The organism is Candidatus Zixiibacteriota bacterium, assembly GCA_020853795.1.
Lineage (GTDB): Bacteria > Zixibacteria > MSB-5A5 > CAIYYT01 > CAIYYT01 > JADJGC01.
The window spans coordinates 65,345-85,758 of the sequence record JADYYF010000071.1 but is presented as its reverse complement, the minus strand read 5'-3'; the positions used below and the strand labels follow the sequence as shown (position 1 = coordinate 85,758).

Sequence of the window (20,414 nt, the reverse complement as noted above, 5' to 3'; positions counted from 1 at the left end):
TCGCGTCCCTGTGGTTTGACGCGCAGGCCGGAGACCGACCAAATGTGAATCATTCGCTCCCAGTCATCGCTGCGAAGCCCCCGATATTCGATGGTGTTACTCATCCGCGCCCTCCTTGCGGTGGAATTGGTCGACGATCTGCTGCGAGGCACGATGGGACACGATGTCGAGCAACTGCTGATAGGTCGTGAATCCGGCGGCGGCCTCGTCGCGCAGCAATTGGTTGAATTGCCCCGATTCGATCGCGTAGTAGATCGCTTCCAACCGCTTCATGAAAACGTCATCAAACAGCGACGGCATCGCCAACAGCGAGCCGTAGCCGGCGGTTTTGGACACGCGCGCGATCATGCCGGCCGGGCCATGCGCTTCGATCATTGCAGCCAAGAGCTTCAGTTGTTTGATCGTCTCCAGATACGCGTTCTCCGGCGCGAGGCCGCGATCGACCATGGTGCGGAACACGGCATCAGTCAGTCCGGCCAGTCCGCCGACGAGCAGAGTCTGTTCGCCGAAGAGGTCGCCAATCGTTTCGGCGGCGAAGGTCGTTTCGTAGATGCCGGCCGTGCCGGCGCCGATGGCATCGGCGATCGCTAAGGCCGTTGTTTGAGCGTGACCAGAGGCATCCTGCCCGACGGCAATGAAACACGAGAGTCCGGTACCACTGAGGTAGTTCTCGCGCAGATCGCGACCGGGGCCGTGCGGTGCAACGAGAGCGACATCATCAGAAGTGCGGAAGGCAATATTCTTGAAGTGAAAGTTTGAGCCGTGGAGCAGGACAATCGTTTGCGGCCGCGATGCGGATCGAAGGTACTTCTCAAAAAAGGCCGGTTGTTCGTGATCGGGAATCGCCATGATGACTATATCGCAAGCGGCGGCGCTGCTGAGATCGGCAACCTGCAGTCCTTCCGACGCTGCCAGTGTGCGCGACTTGCTCCCTTCACGTAAATGCACTGTTACCGCGCATTTGGAATCTCTCAGGTTGAGCGCAAACGCCCGCCCTTGCGAACCATAACCGATCACGCCGATGCGCTTGCCGCTGAGCACGGTGCGGTCACAGTCGGCGGAATGGAAGACGCGCAGCGACGACATTAGAGGTTCAGGTCTTTCAACGTGAAGATCGGCTCGAAGCGCACGTTCTTCGCGGCGAACGCTTCCGCGCCGCCCTGCAGCCGGTCCACCATGACGATCACCTTGACGACGGTGCAGCCAGCTTCTTGCAGCGCTTCAATTGCTTTGAACGACGAAGAACCGGTGGTGACGACATCCTCGACAACGACGACGCGCATCCCCGGTTTGAGCGGACCTTCGATTCGTTTTTCGCGGCCGTGCGAGGATTTCTCCTTGCGGATGATCAGCCCGGCGACCGGGGCGTCGCTCTCGTAGGAGAGCGCGGTCACGCCGGCGATAATCGGATCAGCGCCGAGAGTGAGACCGGCGATGGCGTCAACGTCCTCGTCCTTGATCATCTCGAGGATCACGCGCGACAGGTAGTTGAGTCCTTCCGGCATCAGCGACAGCAGTTTGCCGTCGATGTAATAGGTCGAGCGCTGGCCGGAGGAAAGGACAAAGTCCCCGTGCACTACGGCATTCTTGTTGACGAGTTCGAGCAGTTTGGCTTTCAGGGAATTCAGATATTCAGACACAACGACTCCTTCGTAGGTGGGGAGAAGATAGGCGCTGGTGTCGATGCTGTCAAGGCGGCGCTATTCGTAGCGCAAGGATTCGATGGGATTGAGATTGGAGGCTTTGATCGCCGGGAAGAGCCCGAAGGCGACACCGACGACCGATGCGAACAGGAAAGAGAGGATGATCGAATTGGGGGCGATACTGGTGCTCCATTTAGTGAAACTCGACAGCAGGAACGACGCGCCGACGCCGGCGCCGATGCCGATCAAGCCGCCGAAGATCGCAATGGTCACCGCCTCGATCAAGAATTGGAAGCGAATGTCGCGTTTGCGCGCACCGATGGCGATGCGGATGCCGATTTCGCGCGTGCGCTCGGTGACGGAGACGAGCATGATATTCATGATCCCGATACCACCCACCAGCAGCGAGACGGCGGCGATCGAAGCCAGCAGCATGGTCATGGTCTCCGAGGCCTGGTTCATGGTCTGGAGGAAATCGAGCTGGCTGCGAATCGAGAAGTTGTTTTCCTCGTCCGGGCGCAGTTTCAAGTACTTGCGCAGCACCTGCTCGACCTTGATCGAGACCGGGTCCATTTGCTCAACAGTCGGGACCTTGATTGAGATCTGGTTGATCCGTTCGGTGCCGAAGACCCGTTTTTGTGCGGTCAGAATTGGAATGATGACGGTGTTGTCCGGGTCGCCCCAGCCCTCGCCCTTCTCCTTGAGCAGACCCACGATCGTGAAATTGATGCCTTTGATCTTGATCTGCTCGCCGATCACGTTCTGGTTTTCGCCGAACAGCGTGGAGCGCACGGTCTCGCCGATGACGCAGACACGCGCACGGCGGGCATTGTCGGTGTTGGTGAAATAGGCTCCGCTTGAGACCGGCGAATTGCGCACCCACTCGTAAGCCGGCTCTGTGCCGAGGATTTGCGAGTACATGACGTTATTGCCGTACTTAACCTGCGTGTTCGAGTAGTACTCGGGCACGACCGCCTCAACGCCCTCAACCTCGCTGCGGATGGCCTCGAGGTGTTCGGCTTTCAGTTCGACGGTGGCGCCGGCGGCGCGATTCTGCATCGGGCCAAACGAGCCGGGGCGGACGGTGAGGATGTTGGTGCCGAGCGACTGGATTTGCGACTCAACCTGCCGCTTGGCGCCCTCGCCGATGGAAATCATCGTGATGACCGCACCGACGCCGATGATGATACCGAGCATGGTCAGCACCAGGCGGATGCGGTTGGCGAGCAACGCGCTCAACGCGACCGAAAACGATTCTGACAAATTGACGTTAGCCATCGTATCTTCTGCAAAGCGCACTTATTCTTGAGACAAGAAGCGGCGCGCAAAACCTGCACCTAATATACAGATTCGGAGCGAGGAAAATTCATGCCAGGTCGAAAAAAGTTGACCGCTGAGGAAGTCCGGGCGCTGTTGCCGACGGCGCCGGGCTGGGGTTATATCGACGGACGATTGCGCTCACAATTTCAGACGCTCAATTTTGCCAACGGCGTAACGCTCGTAAATCAGGTCGCGAGCATCGCCGACGAGTTGAATCATCACCCCGATATTCTGCTGACTTATCCGCGCGTTGTGATTGATATCTACACGCACGACATCGAAGGGGTGACCGAGATGGACTTCGAGTTGGCGCGGCGGATTACGGGGCTGTTGGCGTGAAGCGGTAGCCCACCCGGAGCGACATCGGTGGGTGGGGAAACAGCAACGAACAGCGGCAGGTCACATTCCGAACGGTTGATCTTGTACGCATTTCTTCATTCTACGTCGTGCGGAACAAGACCTACCGCAACGATGAGGACAACCCCCTAACCCCCTTTGCTAAGGGGGATTTGTCGCCGTCACACCGTGACCGACGCACCAGTCGGGTTTCGCGCTTGGGAGTGCGTCCGCGTAAGAAGGGGACAATAGCGCCGAGAAGTCGACCGATGGGCTGAACGCTATTTCCCGCCGGGTTCGGGCAGGTCTTCGGTGATGCCCGCCAGACGTTTGGCGAGGTCGACTTTTTCGTCAATCTTGCCAAGCGAACGGATCATTAGTTTGGCGCCGTCCGGCGAGCCGCCGCCGTGCATGCAGCCCGGTACGCCGGCGCCGATCGTGGCCCACTCGACCAGACGGGCGGCTTTCATGCGCGACTCCGCCGAGGCGCGCGCGCGCATATACTTGGCAATCAGGTGACCGTACTTCGTCGATTTGAAGTCCTTGTACGATGGAATGCAGCCGGTCTCGGCAATACCGCCGGCGATATCCTGCGCGATGCGCGAGGTCTCGTAGGGGAGCGTCGCCACGAGGACTTTGTTGACGTTCGACAGTAGTTGGTCCGAGAACCATGCGCCGGAGGGATGGCGCTTACCCATCGCTGCGGCGGCAATACCCATGCCGAAGGTGGTCTCGTTGTTGATCTGCATTTGAATCACTTTGTCCTTGAAGACCTTGGAATTGAGCCCGTTGGCGCGCGCAGTCAGCAGCGCCGCGCCGATCTTGACATCGCCCTGACCGGCAACGCAGCCGCCGATCGCCGCGCGATAATTGCAGATGAAATTGAGCACCGCGTTTTGCGCGAACTTGCACTCGCCCGCCATGAACACGCGCTCATTGGGAATGAAGACGTCCTCGAAGAACAGATACGCCTGCGTGATACCGCCTTCATCGACCGGCGCGTCGAAGCCTTCCTGGTATTCGCGGTCATCGCTGGGATGGCGCGTCTCAACGATGGTGAGATTCGGAATATCGCGCGGGATGACGAAGGAGACGGCATAGTCTTTGTCTTCCTCTTTGTAACCGGAACCGGGCAGCACGAAGATTTCATTGGCGGCCGCGATGCCGCAAATCATGACCTTGGCACCGCGCACGACGATGCCGTCAGGACGGCGCTCGACGATGCGCAGGAACATGTCGGGGTCATCCTGCTCGGAGGGCGCTTTGGCGCGGTCGCCCTTGGGATCGGTCAGAGCGCCGGAGATCGTGATATCGCGCTTCTGCGCGTCCAGGAGCCATTCCTTCAGACGGCGGTGGTAGTCGGTCCCATGCGCCTGATCAACATCGTAGGTGACGGCGTACATGGCATTCGTCGCCGTCCACCCGACGCAACGGCCGCCGGTGCAGGTGCCGGTCTTCTGGAACATCGTCCGTTTCAGCCGGCTGTTGGCCCACATGTCTTCCGGGGATTGGATCAACGACAGGTAGCGCGAGACCGGTTCGCCGGTCAGATGTGATGCGGTGAGAAAGGTGTCGTGATTGGCTGGATCGGCGGAGAGCTTGTAGATTTGTCCGTGTCCTTCGACGGTGCGGCGGGTCGCGGGATGGGTGGTGACATCCTCGATCAACTCATCGAATTTGTAGATGTTTGGTCGCATCCGCTTGAGCGATGCGAGGTATTCATCGTAGGTTCTGATCGCCATGGCTGACTCCTGCGCGCTGAACGGGGCGCAATATCGATCGTTTGCTACAATTTAGCGGATGGCCGCAACTTGGCAAGCCAATGTTGACATTTTAGTATCGGATCACGTTGAGAGATACACGAGCACGCCCCGGGCAGTGATTAGTGCGCACAAACAAGACGGGGTCGATTGGCATCGACCCCGTCGGACAGCCTGCAATGAGACAGGCAATTACTTCATCAGTACCATCTTGCGGGTCTCGGTGAAGTCGCCGGCCCTCATCTTGTAGAGATAGATGCCCGAAGCGACGGCCACGCCGGACTGATCGCGACCATCCCACATGACGGAATGTTCGCCGGGCGCCTGCATGGCGTTGACCAGAGTCCGCACCGTCTGGCCCATGACGTTGACGATCACCAATTCGACATTGGCGACCTCCGGCAGGAAGTACTTGATCGTCGTGGTCGGGTTGAACGGATTCGGATAGTTCTGGCTCAGTTCAAAGCTGTGCGGAAGCGGGTCGGTCTTGGTGATCGGCTCGCCGATCTCGACCACCGACTGATCGACCGGACCTTCCAGCGACGAGCTGGCGCCGACGCAGAAGTTGTCGAAGTTGGAATTGGCGCGGCTATAGCCGATCCCGACCAAACCAGAAGGCGCCGATCCGAAGTTGTAGGAGCCGAGGGTCGCGCCATTGACCTTCAACGTCGTGTTGCCGGTCGACGTGACGTTGACTTCGACATTGTACCAGGTGGCGGTACTGATCGTGGCGCTGAAAGTTGCGCGCACGGTGTTGGTGCCACTCACGCGCGAATAAATGCGCCAGTAATTGTTGACGTCATCACCCTCGATGAAGCGATAGTTGTTGGCGTCAACGTAATTGAAGATGATGCGCGCATTGCGCTGGGTGCGACCCGAATTCATGCGTACCTGGCAGGTGACCGTGGGATTGGTCCACGCGCCGAACGGCGAAGTGCGCTTCGAATTCTGGGTATTCGAGTTACCGGTGACGATTCCGCCGGAGACCGACCAGGTGCCGGTGCTGTTGACCCAATTCGAAATATTGTTGTCGTTGAAGTCGTCGCACTGCTGTGCCGGTGGTGCAGTAACCGTAACGTAGCCGGTTTTCACCTCCTGATCGCTGCCGCAAGAGTTGGTCGCGGTCAGGGTCACCGTGTAGGTTCCCGGCGTGGTGTAGGTGTACACCGGGCTGGTGGCCGTCGAGGTGCCGCCGTCACCGAAGGCCCACGAATAGCTCAACGGCGCGGTACCGCTGGAGGAATTCGTGAAAGTCACGGCCAGCGGCGCGGAACCGGAGAGCGGCGTTCCGGAGAACTGTGCGGTCGGGGCCGTGCAGCCGCCGGAGAAGACGGCATTATAAGCGTTGACGCGTCCGGCGCCCAGCTTGCCGGCATAGGCGCTGTTGCAGGAGAGACCGTAGATGTTGTCGGCGGTGGCATAGAGCCGGTCGCGGACCTGCGCCGCCGTCCAAGTCGGATTGGCCGACCAGATCAGGGCTGCGACGCTGGCCGCAATCGGCGTGGCCATCGAGGTGCCGTCCATGGTCGCGACGTAGTCGTTCGCCGCATCAGTATGGTCGTGATACGAACTGAGGATCGCCACGCCCGGCGCCGAGATTTCGACCCAGGTGCCATAACTGGAGAAGCTGGCGCGGCAGTCATTCTGGTCAGTGGCCGCCACTGCGATGATATCGGTGCGGGCGGTCATGTAGTCGGAGGTCTGATTGTTGGCATTGCCCGCGGCCTTGAAAATCATCCCCCCGGCGTTCAGGAAATACGTAATGGCAGCATCAATACCGCCGGAATTGGAGGCGCCCCAGGAGCACGAGGCGATCTTCGCGCCTTTGTTGGCGGCATAGTACAATGCCGAGGCGGCGAAGTCCATGCGGACATAGCCGGCTTCCTGTCCCAGATACGACTGGGACCAGCCGATGCGCAGCGGCATGACTTTGACGCCGTTGCCGGTTGGTTGCAGCGCGCCGTTGCCCCAGCCGCCGGCGACTGAGCAGGAGGCGTAACCATTGTTGTTGATCGCGCCGACGTTGCCCGCGCAGTGGGTGCCATGGCCGTTGAAGTCGCGCGGATCATTGTCGGCGGTGGAGCAGTCTTCCCCGCTCCAGCAGCCGGTCAATCCGGTGACAAAGTCATAGCCAACCCAGTCATCGACGTAGCCGTTGCCGTCGTCGTCAACGCCGGCCGTGCCGTTCTTTTCGGCCAGATTGATCCAAATGTTGCCGTCGGTGCCGCCCGGGTTGGTCGAGGAGGCATTGGAGCCGCCTAGATCCTTGTGATAGTAGCGCACGCCGGAGTCCATTACGGCGACGATAATCGACGGATCGCCGGTCTCGATGTCCCAGGCCTCCGGGGCATCAACGTCCTTGTCGCTGGCCTGGTTCAGATGCCATTGGTCGGAAGCATAGAAACCGTCGTTCGGAGTGGCGTACAGCGCGTGGATGCCGATCGGCTCGACGGATTCGACATACGGGTTGGCGCGGTATTCGGCCATCACCTGTTCCAGGTCGTGCCCGCTTTCGAATTTCACGACGAAGTAGCGAGACAGGTCGAGGACCTGGCCTTTGACCATCGTGGGTTGCGCGCCGGGGAACTGCGTGCGCAGCTCGGCGACTTCATATTTGCGGCCCAACTCGTCGAGGGCGGCGTTACCGATCGCCACCAGCCCGAGCGCAGTCCGGGCCTGCGTGATCTTGCCCAGGTCGGCCTTAAACTGCACGACAAATTCGTTCGGCACGTAACCGACGAAATCGGGAACGTCCGGCCGCACAATGTTGGCGACTTTGACGTCTGCCAGCGCCAGGGCCGTCAGCGCCAGAAAAATTCCGAGCGCGATAATGAATGACTTCCTCATTGAGATTCCTCTCCTCCACTGTGAGAATCGTGTCATCGATTAAAGACAATGTCATCAATGTTCCGAGACTGCCCAGATGTCTGCCTGCCGCCCCTACGTGCCGTCACCACCTCCTTTTGCGTCATGAACTGCGTTCGTCGTCCCGACCATATCCAATTGACCGCAGACGCGACTAAACGACAATCGGTTCATTGACCTTGCGCTCGCCTTGACGTTCGGTGTTCGAATGGACCCGAGACCGGGTTGAGTTTTTGCGTGATTGTAGGCGGATGTAACCATCATGGATAATCCTTGTCAAGTTGTTTTTGTGGACGCGGCAGGAGAAAGTAAAAAGAGGGATCGTCGATCTTAAAATCGGTGAAAACCACTATGCGCACGGCGGAGGGAACATTTATTATGCTGTCGATGACATCTGCACCCCGCCTGGCCGGATTACTGGACGCCGCGCTGGCCGCAGCCGGCGCCGCGGCACCGGTAATCATGCAACACTACCGCAGCGGCACAACCGTCGAGCGCAAGGCGGACGACAGCCCGGTGACGATCGCCGACCGCGAAGCGGAACTAATCATCAAAGCCGCAATTGCCGGCCGGTTTCCCGATCACGGTTTTCTCGGCGAGGAGTTCGGCGCCGGCGGGGGCGACGGCGGATTCGTGTGGATCATCGACCCGATCGACGGTACCCGCAATTTCGTCCGGGGCATACCGCTGTTCGGCACCCAGATTGCGTTGATGCAGGAGTTGCGTCTGGTACTTGGCGTCTCAAACATGCCGGCGATGGACGAGCTGTTGTACGGTGGTGGCGGGACGGCGTACCTCAACGGCGCGCCGGTACGGGTGAGCACGATCGATCGGCTGGCGGAATCGGCGGTTTCATTTGCCGGACTGAACCGACGGCGCGGGCCGATTCGTCCCGAGAATCTGATCGCGCTGTTTGACGCGATCGAGCGAGTACGCGGTTTTGGTGACTGTTATCCGTTTCACCTTGTCGCCAGCGGACGGCTGGAGGCGGTGATTCAGCCGCAGATCAAGATCTGGGACATTGGCGCGCTGGCGGCAATCATCGAAGCCGCCGGTGGCCGGTGCACCGACTTGGACGGCAAGCCGATTACGATTGCGACGGACGGTATTCTTGCGAGCAACGGCTTGATCCACGACGAAATTCTCGCGCTGATTCATCGCTGAGTCGGCGCGCCACGCGTATCATTTTCATGATGATTAGTTTTCGCTGGTTACGCTTTCGTGCGGTCGGGCTGGTCCTGATCGCGAATCTGGCCTGGGCCGCTCTCGCGTGCTCGCAATCTTCCAAGTCAACTCCCAGCACGGTGGCGGCGATCAAGCTGCCGCCCGGATTCCGGATCAGCGTTTTCGCCGACAACGTGCCCGGCGCACGCTCACTGGCGCTGTCGCCGTCCGGGACGCTGTTTGTTTCAACCCGCGATCGCGGCGCGGTCTATGCGGTGGTCGATACCAATCGCGATTTCAAAGCCGACAAGGTGTACACGCTGGCCGAGGACCTGTTTATGCCGAACGGGATCGCCTGGCGCGACGGCAATTTGTATGTCGCGGAAGTAAACCGGGTGATCCGGTTCGATGATATCGAGGCGCACTTGGCCGACCCGCCGGAACCGGTGGTTGTCAACGGAACCTTTCCATCGGACGCTGCGCATGGCTGGAAGTTCATTCGTTTTGGCCCGGACGGAAAGCTGTATGTGCCGGTGGGCGCACCGTGCAATGTTTGCGCGCGGGAGGATCAGCGCTACGCGACGATTATGCGGATGAATCCCGATGGTACCGGTCTGGAGGTGTTTGCCCGCGGTGTGCGCAACAGCGTCGGATTCGACTGGCACCCAATGACCAGGGAGCTGTGGTTTACCGACAACGGCCGTGATATGCTGGGTGACGACATTCCACCCGATGAACTGAACCATGCGCCTCAGGCGGGATTACATTTTGGCTTTCCATACTGTCATGGTGGTACGATCATCGATCCCGATTTGGGCGCGGGGAAAAACTGCCTGATGTATACGCCGCCGGCGCAGCAATTGGGGCCGCATGTTGCATCGCTGGGGATGCGCTTCTATACCGGCGCGATGTTTCCCGCCGCATATCGCAATCAGATCTTTATCGCTGAACACGGCTCGTGGAATCGCAGCAAGCCGATCGGCTACCGGGTGACTCTGGTGCGACTGCAGGGAGACAAAGCGGTGAGTTACGAAGTCTTTGCCGAAGGCTGGCTGCAGGCGGATGGACCGACGGGGCGGCCGGTTGACCTCGAACAAATGCCGGACGGTTCACTGCTGCTGTCGGACGATTACGGGGGGAAGATTTACCGGATTACCCACCAGCCGTAGCGGGGAGAGGCAAGGGGGTCAAATCACCAACAATGCTGCGGGGATTGGGGGTGCGCAAAGGGAGAAGCGCCCTACTGCAATTTCTGCAAGAGGCGTTCGATGGCTTGCTGGAGCTGGTTGTCTTCACCCTTGTCAGCGCGGGTGAGATCGAGCGGTACGGCGACATCGGGCGAGACGCCGTGATTTTCCAGATTCTGTCCGGCCAAGGTGAACCAGCCGACGGTTGGGATACTGAGGGTGGAACCGTCGAGCAAGCGCTGCTTCTCCGTGCCGATGACGGCACCGTGGGTCGTAACTCCGATGATTTCGCCGGCTCCGAGTTCGCGAAATCCCTGGGCGAGAATCTCCGCGTCGGAACTGGTGCGCTCATCGACGAGCAGAACCACCGGTCCGGCGATGGCCAGAGGAGCATCCGCACCGGCCATGCCGACACGCGGTTTGTGGGTGATATACTTCTTGCGCGCGAGCAACTGCAGGAAACGATCGTGCTCAGAGCCGCCGCTGTTGCCGCGCAGATCGACAATCAAGGCTTCCTTGCCGACGGCGTAACGACGTAGGTCCTCCTGGAACAGCTCGAGGGCGGCCGCGGTCATCTGCACGACGCGGACGTAGCCGATATTGCCCTTGGAGGCATCCTCGACCCGGGCCCGCGCCAGGGCCGTCTGATAACCAGCGATGACATGCCGGTGCGCTGGCACCGACAACGGCACCAAGTTGACGCTACGGGTGATGCCGGTGCGATTGATCAGATCGATGCGTACTTCGCGGCCCACCGTCCCCAGGAAGGGCCGGAACGGATCAAATTCACCGGCGAGTTTCAGGTTCTCAACGGCGGTGATTTTATCGTACTGACGAATTTGCGAACGGGCGGTTGCAGCCGGCGAGTCATCGGGGATTTCGAGTGCGATCAGTCCGGCGGAATTGTCCTGATAGTCGGGAAGCAAGCCAAGCATGCCAGTCTCGGCGTGATCAGTTTCCGGCAGCCAGAGGTCGAGGTGCGAGGACTTCAATTGACCAAACATCTCGTGGATCAGGTCGTGAAGATCGCGGATTTCGGTGAGATGCTGCAGGCGCGGTGCAAAGCTCTCGCGTACCGTGCTCCAGTTTACGTCATGCAGGCCGGCATCATAGAACCGCTCCCTTACCGCCAACCAGCAATCATCGAACATTTGCCGCAGCAGTTCGGAGCGGCGCGCCGTCAGCTCGACGGAGAAGGGGATCGACTCGAGGTCGCCGGTGACCAAATCGATGGAGAATAATCGACCCGCTGGATCGATGGCATAAGCAAGGTGATCGTTGGGAGCGAGTCGCAGCATTTCGGCGCGCTGCGGCAGGGTGGCCAGATGGCGGGGTGCCGTCGTTTCGATGCCGAGCAGATCAATCTCGCCATCCTGGGTGAGGATTACGAAGTCGTCGGAAGCCGGCGCCAGCCAGACTTCGTGAATATTGGCGGCAGCCGTCGCGCGAATGACGCGGTGATTGATGCCCTCAAAATCGATTTTGAGCGGCGCCGCACCGGCGTTTTGGCTGGTCTGGTTCAGAACGAGTTCGCGGCGTCGATACGACGGCTGTTCAGCCAGCGCGCGGTCGAGATAGGCATAGTGCAGATCGCCGTCGGCGATGAAATAGATCAGGCGGCCGTCGGCAGAGAAGCGCGGTGCGAAGTAATGACCCGGCATCGGGCTGACGCGCTCGACCGAGCCGCTCTCGCTGTCGCCGATAAACAGTTCGTTGAGCCAGTCGCCGTTAAGCTGCGTGAAAATGAGATAGCGGCCGTCGGGCGACCAGGCATATTCGCCGATCGGCGCTTTGTCGGCAAGAAGGCGCTCGGTCAACTTCTTGATGTCGGCAACGACCAGCTGCGTGCCGCCGCGCACAAAGGCGACGCGAGTTTGATCGGGAGAAAACGTCGGCTGCGAGAGCAGGCGCTCCGACTTGAGCAGTTGTTTGACATGGAAATCGTGAGCCAGCGCCAAGAGCGGCTCGGTGGTCTCGTTGGAGCTGATCAGCGTCAGTACGCTCGCATCCTGCTCCCGCGTGATGAAGGCCAATTGCGCTGCATCTGCACTCCAGCCGAGGCCGTGCTCGGCGACGGCGGAAATGGTCAGGCGTCGCTGTTGGCCGGAGCTGAGATCGAGGCAGTAGACCTCGCCGGCAACCGCCGCGGCCAGCTGCCGGCCGTCGGGGGCAACAGCCAGATCGGTGATGCCGGAATCCAACTCGGCGCGAATCCCGTCGTTAATCTTGGCGATGCTGGGCACGTCGACCTGCAATTTGCGACCTTGATTCGTGCGCAGATCATAAAGGTAGATCTCGCCGCCCATTTCATAAGCGATCAGCGTGCCGTCGGCTGACAGGCTCGGTTGAAAAACGTCGAGCCGATGGTTAGTCAATTGCACCACCGTGCCGCCGACCAGATTCTTGCGAAAGAGATTATAGTTGCCGGTCGAATCGGACAGATAAATCAACTCGGCGCCGGAGGGAACGAGAAAACCGTTGAGGTCATTGCCGCTGAAACTGGTGAGTCGCTCGATGGATCCCGACTGCATGTCCTTGAGGTAGAGATCGCAACCGGCACTGCCGCGGTAGCCCTTCTGCCACCACGGTGTCCATCCGCGTGTGAAGAGGAGTTTGGCATCGTGGTCGCTGCGGCGGCCGTAATTCGCTTCGATTGAAGTGAGCGGCTTCTCGCGGCCGCCGGCGGCAGGAACCTCCCAGACCTGGTCGAAATCATAATCGCGGCTGCCGTGAAAGAGCACTCGCCGCGAATCGCTGCTCCAGCCGGTGACGATGTCATCGGCAGTGTGCGAGGTCAATTGCAGTTCGGAGCCGCCGGCAGCGGGAATGACGAAGACGTCGAAATTGCCGTTGCGATCGGATGAAAAAGCGATGAAGCGGCCATCAGGTGACCACGACGGATGGCCGTCATAGCCGACATGAACGGTGAGGCGTTCGGCGCGGCCGCCTTGCGAACTGACGATCCACAGGTCACCTTGAAACCCGAAACAGATGAAGCGGCCGTCGGGTGACGGCGCGGGCTGGCGCAAATAGAGTGCTTGCCCGAAGACGGCCGGCACGATCCCGGACAGCATCAGGAGGAAGAGGACGTTTCTAAGTGACTTTACGACCAAGAGTTAACTCCACACCGGTACGGTCCGTCGTGACCGCACCAATTTGACGCGGCAGTTGGCCAAATGCAAAATCTTTTTGGCGTCTTTTTGTTGCTTCGGCGTTATGGTAAGCGAGCTTAACCCAAGAACTTCGCGCGCTGCAACTTAGACTGGCGCAAACCGTGCCGATCTAATAGTTGACTGTCACGGCGCAGGCCCTATTATACCGGGTGATTTGACGCAGGGCAGGGAAACGGGAGAGTCATGATCAAATGCGAAAAGAATCGAGCCGTCCTGTGCGATATGGACGGTGTGATCATCTGGGACAACAACCTGATCGAAGGGGCCAAGGGATTCGTCGAATCGCTGATTGAGCAGGACATTCCGTTCTTGTTCATTACCAACTATCCGTCATTAACGCCGTCAGACCTGAGCCATCGTGTGCGCAAGGCGGGTTTGGATGTGCCGCCGGAACATTTCTATACCTCCGCAATGGCGACGGCGGCGTTCCTCGAGAGTCAGGGCGCGGGCGATAAAGTCTTCGTGATCGGCGAAGGAGCACTGACGCACGCGCTATACGAACACGGGTTCAAGATGACGGAACAGGATCCAGATTTTGTCGTGCTCGGAGAGACCCGGTCATACAATTTCGAGATGATTGAAAAGGCCATCAGGCTGATACGTCATGGTGCCCGATTTATTGCGACCAATCCGGACGTTTCCGGACCCTCCGGCTTCCCCAGTTGTGGTGCTCTGGCCGCCCCAATTGAGAGGGTCACTCATCGCAAGCCGTTCTACATCGGCAAGCCAAATCCATACATGATGCGTGCGGCGTTGCGACAGTTGGGGGCGCACTCTGAGACGACGATCATGATCGGCGACAATATGGAGACCGACATCATCGCCGGCATCCAGTCGGGGCTTGACACGATTCTGGTATTATCGGGTGTTACAACTGCTGACGACATAGACGGTTATCCTTATCGACCGAACTATACTTACGCCAACGTCGGCGAGATTACCACGATCTAGGTCAGTCTTCCGATAGGTAGTTTGTGACGAGATGAACTTACTCCGAATCGGGGCAATTGCGCGGGGCATTTGCGGATTAGCTACTTACTCCAACTAATTCGATCGTAAATTCCGAGCGGAATTAGCAGAAATCTCGATGAAGATGTCGAATTATTGCGGTCTTATTTCTAAAGTTTGTGATTGATTTCACGATAAAAGACAACAAGATGGATAAATCCGACAATTTCATAATACTTTTTTATTGACTTGGTCGTGACACAGCATCATAATTGCAGGCCGGAAACAAGAGAACTTTGTGACAGATTTCACATACAGGACGTTGCCGAATCTGTTTTATGAAAATGGACTTTTTACTCACCAACGGGGAATATATGAATAGAAGACTGAAGAAACCCGCCCCGATCCTGATCGTCATCTCGCTGCTGGGTTTATTCGGTGCGCTGCTGGCAACCGTGCCGCTGACGGCGGAGGGAACCACGAGTGCGTCGAATGAAGCTTGCCTTGAGTGTCATCAGGATATGGCGGACAATCTTCTCGGATCGAAGCATGCACTTTCCGCAGCCGGCGCGCGTGGCATCACGGTTTCCTGTGTCGAGTGTCACAGCGGTTGGGAGACGCACTTGGATGATCCGGAAGCCAACAAGCCGGTGGTACCGAGCAAGCTGCCATTTGCCGAACAGGCGAACGCGTGCGCCTCGTGCCACCAGAACGAGCATCAGGCGCTGATGGTGACGACCGATCCGCACGGCCGCGCCGGGCTGGATTGCGCGAGTTGCCATTCGATTCACGGGAATGAGAATGCGGCGCTGGTGAAGGATGACAGCGAGAACTACTGTCTCGGTTGTCATCAGACGGTCGGCGCCCAGTTCAGCGCGCGCTCGGCGCATCCGCTGCACGAAGGCAGCGTAGCGTGTGCCGACTGCCACCCGATGAACAATCGCCAGGACATGCAATTGGCCAAGGGATTCGACTGGTCGTGCCAGAACTGTCACGCGGATGTGGCGGGGCCGTACGTCTACGAGCATCCGGTCAACTACAACCACCTGGTGGACGGCGGCGGGTGCGTGGAGTGCCACAGCCCGCACGGTTCGCCGAACGAACGCCTGCTGTTGCAGCCCGGCAACGGTGTCTGTATTCAGTGCCACGGCGTACCGCCCGGCCATCGCGTTGCCCATTCCGGCATGGCGGTCAAGATCGACTGCGTGAATTGCCACACGCAATTCCACGGTTCGAACGACAACAAGCTGTTCCTTGACCCGATGCTGACGACCACCTTTTACGCCAACTGCTACGCCTCCGGTTGTCACGACAACCTGAAGCATTAAGGAGGGAGTGGATGAAACTGAAGTTATCGTTTCTGTTGGGCGCCCTCCTGATGCTGGCGGCAGCGGCCGTCGCGGCGACCGGTACCGGCGAGGTGCGCGTCGGCTACATCTACCTGGATGAAGAGGGCAACCAGTCGGTTTACCATCCGACTTTCAACTTGTACGAAGGGCCGACGATTTCGCTCGACGGCTTCCGTTATCGCTTCGACAACGGCATGCAGGTGCGGGCGGATCTGAAGAACATCATTATGAACAATCGCAACTTAAGCGCGTCGCTGGCCAAGCCGGGGCAGTTCGATTTGCGGGTAGGTCATGACCAGTTCCGGCGCATCTACAATTTCAACGGTACCAGCTTCACACGGCGGCACCAAGAGCACGCCAACTTGCGCGTGACACCGGTGGAATATGTGACGCTGTTCGGCGGACTGTTGATGATGGAACGAACCGGCACGACGACCGACCTGTTCAATCCCAAGCCGGATCCGACCGAGGTCAATGTCGACTACAAGCGCACCTACTACAACTTCGGCGCGCAGTTCAATTATAAGGGTTCGATGGTGTTGGGCGAGTACCGCGGCGATCAATTCACCGACAACAACAATGAAGCGCGCGATCAGAAGCGGGCGGAGTACCGGTTCAGCGGCATTCTTGCCTGCCCGAAGTATGATTTCTTCAAGCTGATCGGCGGCTTCCGGCACTTCGAGACGAAGTTTGACCAGAGTGATTTCACGATCAGCAACAACCGCGGCTACGGCGGCGGCGTGCTGAATCTGCCGCAGAACATCAGCCTGAAGTACGTCGGTATTCTCGACCGCACGTCATCGGATTCCGATTTCGTCGCGACCGACAACATGACGCACGCGGGGTATGCCTCCTATGACTATCTGCGTCGCTTCGGCCTGACGGTGGGATACCAGTACGACGTCAACGACGATTTCGAGGACGAAGTACGCGGCAATTCGCTGTTCTTCAGCGGCTGGGGCAAGCCGGTGCCGGAGGTGGAAGTGCACTATCAGTTCGGTAATCGCAAGGAAGAAGTGGAAGACGGCGTGCGGTTGCTGGGGGATGAGGAGCGCAACCGGCACGCGTTTTCGGTGAAGTACCGCCCGGCGAAGATCGGCGCGTTCGGCTACAAGATGACGAGCGTGATTCGCAAGAACGACCAGCTCGGTACCAAGGCCGACATGTACCGCTATGCCGTCGATGCGGTGATCACGGCGACGGAGTACGCCACGCTCAATGCGGCGTACGTGCACTCGGCGGGGACTTACGAGAACCCGACCCGGAACTTCGAGTTCCAGGATCATCTGGTCTCCGGCGACATCACCAGCATGGAGTACAAGGGCGGGACGGTGAGCTTCGGCGCACTTTATTACAAGAGTAAGCGCGACCTCAACGTCGAGCATTTTAATATTCGAATTGCGGCGGCACTGCGGTTCTATCAGGACTATCGCTGCGAGATCGAATACAACGCTTACAATTTTGATGATTTGTCGGTGTACGAGGACTATTACACCGGTAATGTGGTAGAATTCAGTCTAATTAGAGGAATATCGTTCTAGGAGGTTCGTATGAGGATCCTGAAAGCACTACTCATTGTCGCCCTCATTCTGGCGGTGGCGTTGATCGCAGGATGCGAGCGCAAGATCGTTAACGAGGTCGCCAGCAACGACCAGAGTCTAAATGGCTGTTTTGCCTGCCACGGCGAAACCAGCTTTGACGGCGCGTTGCAGCAAGCGCGCGGCGAGTGGGAGAACTCGCTGCATGCGTCCGGCACGAGCATCGACTACACCAATCGTGCCAAGTCCGATTGCCAGCAGTGCCACGATCACCAGGGATTCCTGGACTGGATCAATACCGGCGACGAGGACACGCTCGCCCTGGCCACGGTCAGCGCCATTCATTGCTTCACCTGCCATGCGCCGCATGAGCGCGGCGACCTGACCTTGCGCACCGAGGCGCCGTACACCTTGAAAAACGGTGTGGTCTTCGATCACGGCGCTGCAAATCTGTGCGTAAACTGCCATCATTCGCGCACAAGCCTGGCGACCGATCTCGGTACCGCTGACAGCGTGACTCTCAATTCGCGGACAGGCCCGCACCACGGACCGCAAGGCGACATGCTGCAAGGTACTCACGGCTATCAATTTGCCGGTTATACCTATACCAGTACGACCCATGCGACTGTGGTGGAAGACGGTTGTATCGGCTGTCACATGGGGAATCCGACCCAGCACGACGGCTACAATATCGGCGGGCACAGCTTTAACATGGAATACGAATCGCACGATGGGACGACGTATACGCTTATCGGTGTATGTGCTCCCTGCCATTCGCGCTACAGTGAGTCCGGGGTGACCAAGTTTGACGACTTCAAACCACGCGATATTGACGGCGATGGTGTCATCGAAGGATTCCAGACTGAATTCGACAATTTAGCCGACTCACTGAAGGTTCTCCTGACTAAGGTCGTTGATCCGGCGACAAACTTGTTCAGAACCAAGAAAATCGCCAGACTGCAAGCGGCGGCCGCCTACAACTGGGCGATTTACAAAGAAGATCGTTCTCATGGTGCTCATAATCCGAAGTACTTTGAAGGGTTATTGAAGTCTTCGATTCAGTATCTGAACGCGAATCCGATAACTCTGCCGTAGCATTTTCAGAGATCTACTGCTGATTGCTGTCGAAGCCAATTAGAGACGCCGTTCCGGAGTTCCGGGGCGGCGTTTCTGTGGTTCGGCCAGCGCCGGACTCAGCCGTCGGGTCACACCCCGCGCAAAGAAGTGAGTACTTCTTCCAGGATGGGCGTCGTGCGGTGCCAGACCCGACGGAACGAAGATGCACCCTCTTCCCCGACCCTTCTCCCATGCCGGGAGAGGGGCGATGGTGTCGGCGTCATTCCAGCGGCAGATCACGCTTCTCGATCAGGCGCGCGACGGGGTAGAGGTTGAGCTGTTGATCCCAATACGGTGAGCGTTCGTAGAAGAAATTCAGACGTTGGTCAGGACTGGCGGCAAAGGCGGAATCGCTGGCCAGCCTCGTCTCAAACTCACGGCGAAGCAACGAATCGGCATCCAACATCTGCGGGGCGATCAACTCCATAATGTAGTCCTCGGCGTATTCCTTCTGCTCGAAGATTGCATTGAAGAATCCCCAGCGCAGAAAAGAATCGGGGGCTTTCGGTTCCAATAGGTGGGTGGCGACGCGACTGGTGCGCTGATTCATCACTACGACGCCCGTGCCGGCGGGGAAGCTCTGAGTTTGCCGGAAGGACTGAGTGTTACAGTCGACGCGTAGACGGCCTTCGAAGGACACAGAATCATAATTGCGATCGGTCAGGCGGTAGAGCTCGACCGGCAATTCGATTGCCTCGCGGAGGCGATTGACTGTGATGCCGTGCCACTGCAGGCGGGCGATAATATCCGACCACTCTTGTGGAATCAAGTAGGCATACGGAATAAGAACCGAGTCTCGGCTGGTCTGTTGATCGAACAAGGGCAGCTTGTAGGTCTGGCGCTGCTGTCCCCAGACGACCTTCTTGCCGCCCGAGATGGGGGAATCCTCGTAGCGATATTCAACGCCGAAGAAATCGATCATCGTGCTGTCCTTGGTGCGCCTGAAGTCGATCGGGAGATAGCGGCCGACAAGCGTTTCAGCGGAGAGACGATCGCTTTCAGTAACAGCGCGCTTGAGGGCGGTGGCGTCGTCGTTGCAGAAGCGAATTAAATGGCGCAGAAATTCGTAGGTTGAGCGGACGCGGTCGCGATACGGTTTGAGCATGTGGGTTTCGATGAGCATGAAGGGGCGGTTCTGGATGGCGCCGTAGCCGTTGGAGAAGCGCGGCGGGAAGGCGTAGGTGCCGATTCCGCGCGCATAGTCGTGACCATGAAGCGGCTGGACATAGGGGATCAGCGGGAATTGCGATTCGGTCATCTTCTGCTTGATAAACGGGAGGAATTGCCCGTCGATCCAGCGCGAAAGCGGCGGAGCAACGCCGGGATGAGTTTCGATCGCATAGCTGATAACGTACTGGTAATCGGCGCCGTCGGTCGTGTGAATGTCGGTGAGGAAATCGGGGCGCCATTTGTTGAAGAGGGCGAGCCAGGCCTGCATCTCCGGGGCATCGGCTTTCATGAAGTCGCGGTTGAGGTTGAGATTGGTGGCGGTGGTGCGCCAACCCATTTCGCGCGGGCCGTTTTGGTTGATGCGGTTGTAGGGACCGAAGCGCTCGTGGGCATCGACGGAGAAGATCGGGATGAAGAGGATCACCACGCTGTCGTAGGCATCGGAGAATTTGTTATAGATCAGAAAATCGCGGAGCAACGTGAGTCCGGCATCTTTGCCCTCGATTTCACCGGAGTGGATACCGCCCTGGATGAGGATGATTGCTTTAGCCTGAGTCCGCGGGCCGGTAGGATCGAATTCGCGGTCCTTGTCGATGATCAGGAGCGGGAGTTTGCGGCCTTGCGGCGAAGTGCCGAAGTCGGTGAAGAGCGCATACGGGGAGTAGTCATCCAGCTTCCGGCAGAAGTCGACGGTTTGCTGATAGCGAGGGGTTTCAACGTAGCCGGATTTTTCATAGTCGGTAAGCCATTCCTGCGCGCCGGCGGTGCCGGCGATGGCGGTAATCCAAAAAAGGGAAAGAATCAAACTCCTGTACATGAGGACGTCTCCGCGATAGATTGTGTGC

14 protein-coding genes are annotated in these 20,414 nt (G+C 58.6%); 7 read left to right on the top strand and 7 right to left on the bottom strand.

Annotated elements, in window-relative coordinates; all coding sequences use genetic code 11:
• Window positions 1-96: 96 nt before the first annotated feature.
• From ilvC to IT585_05585, 3 genes are read right to left on the bottom strand one after another with little or no spacing between them, the layout of a single operon-like run.
• Window positions 97-1,086: a ketol-acid reductoisomerase gene (gene ilvC / locus IT585_05595; GenBank protein MCC6962706.1), complete on the bottom strand. Its 990-nt coding sequence runs from the start codon at window positions 1,084-1,086 to the stop codon at window positions 97-99.
• On the bottom strand, window positions 1,086-1,640 hold the full coding sequence (gene pyrE, locus IT585_05590) for an orotate phosphoribosyltransferase (GenBank protein MCC6962705.1): 555 nt from the start codon (window positions 1,638-1,640) through the stop codon (window positions 1,086-1,088). Before pyrE ends, ilvC begins: the two co-directional genes overlap by 1 nt.
• Before the next feature lie 60 nt (window positions 1,641-1,700).
• Window positions 1,701-2,921 carry an ABC transporter permease gene (locus IT585_05585; GenBank protein ID MCC6962704.1) on the bottom strand — a complete coding sequence of 407 codons (1,221 nt, stop codon included), beginning with the start codon at window positions 2,919-2,921 and terminating at the stop codon, window positions 1,701-1,703.
• 90 nt (window positions 2,922-3,011) lie between these two features.
• Here IT585_05585 and IT585_05580 point away from each other — a divergent pair, with 90 nt between their 5' ends.
• Window positions 3,012-3,302: a 4a-hydroxytetrahydrobiopterin dehydratase gene (locus IT585_05580; protein MCC6962703.1), complete on the top strand. Its 291-nt coding sequence runs from the start codon at window positions 3,012-3,014 to the stop codon at window positions 3,300-3,302.
• 278 nt (window positions 3,303-3,580) lie between these two features.
• Here IT585_05580 and IT585_05575 read toward each other — a convergent pair whose 3' ends face one another.
• Entirely contained in the window at window positions 3,581-5,041 is a 1,461-nt protein-coding gene (locus IT585_05575; protein MCC6962702.1) for a 4-hydroxyphenylacetate 3-hydroxylase, read from the bottom strand.
• Window positions 5,042-5,251: 210 nt separating this feature from the next.
• Window positions 5,252-7,906 (bottom strand): S8 family serine peptidase, encoded by a 2,655-nt coding sequence (locus IT585_05570; GenBank protein MCC6962701.1) that lies wholly within the window; start codon window positions 7,904-7,906, stop codon window positions 5,252-5,254.
• 396 nt (window positions 7,907-8,302) lie between these two features.
• Here IT585_05570 and IT585_05565 point away from each other — a divergent pair, with 396 nt between their 5' ends.
• Together IT585_05565 and IT585_05560 are read left to right on the top strand one after the other, a co-directional pair.
• Complete coding sequence (locus IT585_05565; protein MCC6962700.1) at window positions 8,303-9,088, top strand: inositol-phosphate phosphatase; 786 nt, start codon at window positions 8,303-8,305, stop codon at window positions 9,086-9,088.
• Between the two features lie 29 nt (window positions 9,089-9,117).
• Window positions 9,118-10,257 (top strand): sorbosone dehydrogenase family protein, encoded by a 1,140-nt coding sequence (locus tag IT585_05560; protein ID MCC6962699.1) that lies wholly within the window; start codon window positions 9,118-9,120, stop codon window positions 10,255-10,257.
• 71 nt (window positions 10,258-10,328) lie between these two features.
• Here IT585_05560 and IT585_05555 read toward each other — a convergent pair whose 3' ends face one another.
• The gene (locus IT585_05555; GenBank protein ID MCC6962698.1) at window positions 10,329-13,388 is read right to left on the bottom strand and encodes a PD40 domain-containing protein; all 3,060 of its coding nucleotides are present in this window, start codon (window positions 13,386-13,388) and stop codon (window positions 10,329-10,331) included.
• A 243-nt stretch (window positions 13,389-13,631) separates the two neighbouring features.
• On the opposite strand from IT585_05555, the gene IT585_05550 reads away from it, so the two are divergent.
• The 4 genes from IT585_05550 to IT585_05535 all read left to right on the top strand — a co-directional run bounded on the left by IT585_05550 (window position 13,632) and on the right by IT585_05535 (window position 18,378).
• Window positions 13,632-14,399, top strand: a complete 768-nt coding sequence (locus IT585_05550; GenBank protein ID MCC6962697.1) for an HAD family hydrolase — start codon at window positions 13,632-13,634, stop codon at window positions 14,397-14,399.
• Window positions 14,400-14,770: 371 nt separating this feature from the next.
• Entirely contained in the window at window positions 14,771-15,724 is a 954-nt protein-coding gene (locus IT585_05545) for a cytochrome c3 family protein (GenBank protein ID MCC6962696.1), read from the top strand.
• An 11-nt stretch (window positions 15,725-15,735) separates the two neighbouring features.
• The gene (locus IT585_05540; GenBank protein ID MCC6962695.1) at window positions 15,736-17,286 is read left to right on the top strand and encodes an MtrB/PioB family outer membrane beta-barrel protein; all 1,551 of its coding nucleotides are present in this window, start codon (window positions 15,736-15,738) and stop codon (window positions 17,284-17,286) included.
• 9 nt (window positions 17,287-17,295) lie between these two features.
• The gene (locus tag IT585_05535) at window positions 17,296-18,378 is read left to right on the top strand and encodes a hypothetical protein (GenBank protein ID MCC6962694.1); all 1,083 of its coding nucleotides are present in this window, start codon (window positions 17,296-17,298) and stop codon (window positions 18,376-18,378) included.
• Window positions 18,379-18,619: 241 nt separating this feature from the next.
• Here IT585_05535 and IT585_05530 read toward each other — a convergent pair whose 3' ends face one another.
• Window positions 18,620-20,386 carry a M14 family metallopeptidase gene (locus IT585_05530; protein MCC6962693.1) on the bottom strand — a complete coding sequence of 589 codons (1,767 nt, stop codon included), beginning with the start codon at window positions 20,384-20,386 and terminating at the stop codon, window positions 18,620-18,622.
• Window positions 20,387-20,414: the final 28 nt, after the last annotated feature.

Excerpts from the sequence above, each read along its gene's own strand:
- IT585_05545 (MCC6962696.1), top strand. The coding sequence starts at position 14,771 with ATGAATAGAAGACTGAAGAAACCCGCCCCGATCCTGATCGTCATCTCG.
- IT585_05535 (MCC6962694.1), top strand. The coding sequence starts at position 17,296 with ATGAGGATCCTGAAAGCACTACTCATTGTCGCCCTCATTCTGGCGGTG.
- IT585_05575 (MCC6962702.1), bottom strand. The coding sequence starts at position 5,041 with ATGGCGATCAGAACCTACGATGAATACCTCGCATCGCTCAAGCGGATG.
- ilvC (MCC6962706.1), bottom strand. The coding sequence starts at position 1,086 with ATGTCGTCGCTGCGCGTCTTCCATTCCGCCGACTGTGACCGCACCGTG.
- IT585_05580 (MCC6962703.1), top strand. The coding sequence starts at position 3,012 with ATGCCAGGTCGAAAAAAGTTGACCGCTGAGGAAGTCCGGGCGCTGTTG.
- IT585_05530 (MCC6962693.1), bottom strand. The coding sequence starts at position 20,386 with ATGTACAGGAGTTTGATTCTTTCCCTTTTTTGGATTACCGCCATCGCC.
- IT585_05560 (MCC6962699.1), top strand. The coding sequence starts at position 9,118 with ATGATTAGTTTTCGCTGGTTACGCTTTCGTGCGGTCGGGCTGGTCCTG.
- IT585_05565 (MCC6962700.1), top strand. The coding sequence starts at position 8,303 with ATGCTGTCGATGACATCTGCACCCCGCCTGGCCGGATTACTGGACGCC.
- IT585_05540 (MCC6962695.1), top strand. The coding sequence starts at position 15,736 with ATGAAACTGAAGTTATCGTTTCTGTTGGGCGCCCTCCTGATGCTGGCG.
- IT585_05585 (MCC6962704.1), bottom strand. The coding sequence starts at position 2,921 with ATGGCTAACGTCAATTTGTCAGAATCGTTTTCGGTCGCGTTGAGCGCG.
- IT585_05550 (MCC6962697.1), top strand. The coding sequence starts at position 13,632 with ATGATCAAATGCGAAAAGAATCGAGCCGTCCTGTGCGATATGGACGGT.
- IT585_05570 (MCC6962701.1), bottom strand. The coding sequence starts at position 7,906 with ATGAGGAAGTCATTCATTATCGCGCTCGGAATTTTTCTGGCGCTGACG.